The organism is Nostoc sp. WHI (genome assembly GCF_015714725.1).
GTDB lineage: Bacteria > Cyanobacteriota > Cyanobacteriia > Cyanobacteriales > Nostocaceae > Nostoc.
Map to the genome: position 1 here is coordinate 1 of NZ_WBKM01000127.1, position 3,663 is coordinate 3,663.

General features: G+C 42.4%; 3 protein-coding genes. 1 reads left to right on the forward strand and 2 read right to left on the reverse strand.

All coding sequences use genetic code 11. From position 1 onward, the window contains the following. A partial coding sequence (locus F8S12_RS12815; RefSeq protein ID WP_196516655.1) for an SIMPL domain-containing protein occupies positions 1–1,535 on the forward strand: 1,535 nt, incomplete at its 5' end. Positions 1,536–2,167: 632 nt separating this feature from the next. On the opposite strand, the gene F8S12_RS12820 is transcribed toward F8S12_RS12815, so the two are convergent. Further along, entirely contained in the window at positions 2,168–2,605 is a 438-nt protein-coding gene (locus F8S12_RS12820) for an RrF2 family transcriptional regulator (protein ID WP_196516656.1), read from the reverse strand. A gap of 366 nt (positions 2,606–2,971) precedes the next feature. After that, a partial coding sequence (gene pgmB / locus F8S12_RS12825) for a beta-phosphoglucomutase (protein WP_196516657.1) occupies positions 2,972–3,663 on the reverse strand: 692 nt, incomplete at its 5' end.

Consider the following 3,663-nt stretch of genomic DNA (forward strand, 5'->3'; position numbering starts at 1 on the left):
TTTCTCTAGATATCGGTTATTCTCCAAATTCAGCAGGCACTCTTGCTTCGGCTAGTGATAATCTCACAGGTGCGATTAGGCAGACTCTTGGGATTATCGATCTCCTGACTGGTAGCACTAATCCAAACACTGCTCAGATATTGGAAGTTACTGGTCAAGGAAAGGTTACTGTTCCCACTACCTTAACTGAGGTGCAATTGGGAATTCAAGTAGAGGGAAAAACCGCAACCGAAGTTCAAGAAGAAGTTGCTCAACGTTCAACAGCAGTAGTTGATGCGCTACAAAACCTTGGGGCGCAAGAACTTCAAACTACATCTATTCAACTAAATCCCGTCTTTAGCTTTGAAAATAATACTCAAACCATAATCGGCTTTAGAGGACTCAACACACTTCAGTTTGAGTTACCAACAGATAGAGCTGGAGGAGCAATTGACACAGCTATCGAAGCAGGCGCGAATTTAATACAGGATATAAGCTTCACTGCTTCAGACGAAGCATTGCAGCAGGCACGCTTGCAGGTTCTTAGCGAAGCTGTTAAAGACGCCCAAGCTCAGGCTGGGGCTGTTTTCAGTACCTTGCAGTTAACCCCCGGAAAGATTATTGACATTGATATTAACTCAACTGCCAATCCTAGCCCATCTCCTTTGGTGTTTAATTTAGGAGCAGATAGAGCTTTTGCAGCAGATACTACAACTCCTATAATTGGTAGCCCTCAGACGATAGAAGCTAGCGTTTCTCTAGATATCGGTTATTCTCCAAATTCAGCAGGCACTCTTGCTTCGGCTAGTGATAATCTCACAGGTGCGATTAGGCAGACTCTTGGGATTATCGATCTCCTGACTGGTAGCACTAATCCAAACACTGCTCAGATATTGGAAGTTACTGGTCAAGGAAAGGTCACTGTTCCCACTACCTTAACTGAGGTGCAATTGGGAATTCAAGTAGAGGGAAAAACCGCAACCGAAGTTCAAGAAGAAGTTGCTCAACGTTCAACAGCAGTAGTTGATGCGCTACAAAACCTTGGGGCGCAAGAACTTCAAACTACATCTATTCAACTAAATCCCGTCTTTAGCTTTGAAAATAATACTCAAACCATAACCGGCTTTAGAGGACTCAACACACTTCAGTTTGAGTTACCAACAGATAGAGCTGGAGGAGCAATAGACACAGCTATCGAAGCAGGCGCGAATCTAATACAGAATATAAGCTTCACTGCTTCAGACGAAGCATTGCAGCAGGCACGCTTGCAGGTTCTTAGCGAAGCTGTTAAAGACGCCCAAGCTCAGGCTGGGGCTGTTTTCAGTACCTTGCAGTTAACCCCCGGAAAGATTATTGACATTGATATTAACTCAACTGCCAATCCTAGACCATCTCCTTTGGTGTTTAATTTAGGAGCAGATAGAGCTTTTGCAGCAGGTAGTACAACTCCTTTAATTGGTGGCCCTCAGACGATAGAAGCTACTGTTTCTCTAGATATCGCTTATTCTTCAGCTCCAGCAGGTACCCTCAATCTAGCTCTTTATGGATTGCAGTGATCTAGTTAATCAAGACTTACGCAACTGTCAAACAACTAGTAAGCTGTCGTGCATTTAACTTGCACATCTTTTCGTGTTGGCTGTTGACTGTTGACTGTTGACTGTTGACTGTTAACAGTTAGCGGTCAACGAACCTCATGAGTAAGTAGGTCGGCGTGAATAATTCTTGTTGGAATAAGGCAGGGGGCAGGGGGAGAAAGAGTTTGAGCCTTATTTACTTTTCTTTACACAGTTTGGTTTTATTGTACCGACTTACCAGGGCGGCCGAATCATGTCAATAAGCAAATACTATTCTCAATAGAGCTAAAAATAGTTTCATTAACTCTTGCTTATTGCGAAAATTTTAGGCGAGCTTTGGGGCTTAAAAAATAATCAAGCGCGAAATCCTGATTTTTTCGTTGGTTCTTAACGTTCGTTGTGATCAAGAGTAATTTAGATGCGTTTGCCCTGACTGCATTCACCCAAAACTACAAAAAATGAAATTCCTAAATTTACAGTGATTTTATCAAGAATAATAAATAGCATTTTTCGGCAATGCGTAAATCCTAGACTTTATAAAATTACTTTAAAATTCCAAGGCAAATATGTACAAGGATACGGTCTATTAGACATTAGAAAATGGCATTGATACCTTAAATGTAATACATAAGTTCCTTCTGTTCTCGGATTGCTCTTTTTTCAGAAAGGTCTTGGAGTGTATATTTTTCCAAAACGAAGTTAGCAGCCTGACGTGCTTCCTGCCAGACTTCTTGAATTAGCTCACCTTCTACAGTGTTGGGAGTTGGCTCACAAGGAGAGTCAACAGCCTCTGACCCTTCCATACAGGTAAAAGCATCTAGTACTGTGATCTTCTGGGGATCTCGTGCTAGAACGTAGCCACCTTTGGCTCCACGGATACTTTTAATTAAACCTCCACGCCTTAATGTTGCCAGAAGTTGTTCCAAATAGCGGTTTGGTATGTCTTGTAATGCCGCTATCTCTCGAATTTGCAGGGCTTCACCCTTAGGGTAGCAGGTTGTCAATTCTAACAGGGCTAGAAGTGCGTATTCTGATTTATTAGAGATTACCACAGGCGTAATATTTTCAACTCACACTTAAACATATAAAGTATAAAGCTGCTGAGTTCGTTTCTCTAAGCTAGTGCTAAGAAAAACTATACAATCAACTTTTTGTTGACCGGTTAACCTTAGTTTAAAGACTTTTAGTAATAGAAGCAATTACTTTTTTTTTTAAATTCAATAAATAGAAGTGATTAATTAGTGTGCAGTCTTCTGGAGTTGAACTAGGTTAAAGGCCTAGTCTGTCTAGTTTTTAACCAGATTTTGTCAGTGATGATTATGGTTTGTGAGCCTTGGCGTTTCTATAGGGTAGCAAGCCATAGGTTTAAATAAGAATCTGAAACTTTTTTGAATTTTGAATTGTTATTTGGAAGTCCCTTAATGTTTTTGTTTGGTAATATCGCTTAATTTGGCTTTTAAATCTGCCCATTTGATCCCTTCTAGACTGGGTAAGACAACATGAGCGGCTCCAACTCGTTCAGCAGGGCCGAGTCCTACTGCCAACATACTAGCGGCTAGAGCGGCATCAATGCCTGCTGCGGCATCTTCTACAACCACAGATTGCGCTGGTTCGAGTCCTAGCTGCTTGGCTGCGTACAGAAATAGGTCGGGTGCTGGCTTGGGTTGCTGCACACTATAACCGTCAGCGATCGCATCTACTTTATCAGCAATGCCCAATCGTTCTAACACTGCACGGGCATTTTTGCTAGCTGAACCAATACCGATTTTAATCCCAGCTTGCCGCAGTTCATCCAAGAGGGCGATCGCACCCGGCAACAAATCTTTGGGCGTCATATTTTGGATAAAGTGAACGTAGTAGCCGTTTTTACGCTCCATCATCTCCTGGATTTGTGCTTCCGAATATGGTCTATCCCCAAGAATCAGCATCAGGGAAGCACGACGGGATACACCCCGCAACGCTTCGTTAGCCTCCCGATTAAAGGGTATACCCTCTTCATCTGCTAGCTTTTTCCAAGCTAGATAGTGAAGTTCTGCTGTATCTGTTAGCACACCATCTAAATCGAAGATGAATCCTTGGATGTTGGGTGTTAGGGGAGTGGGGAGTGGGG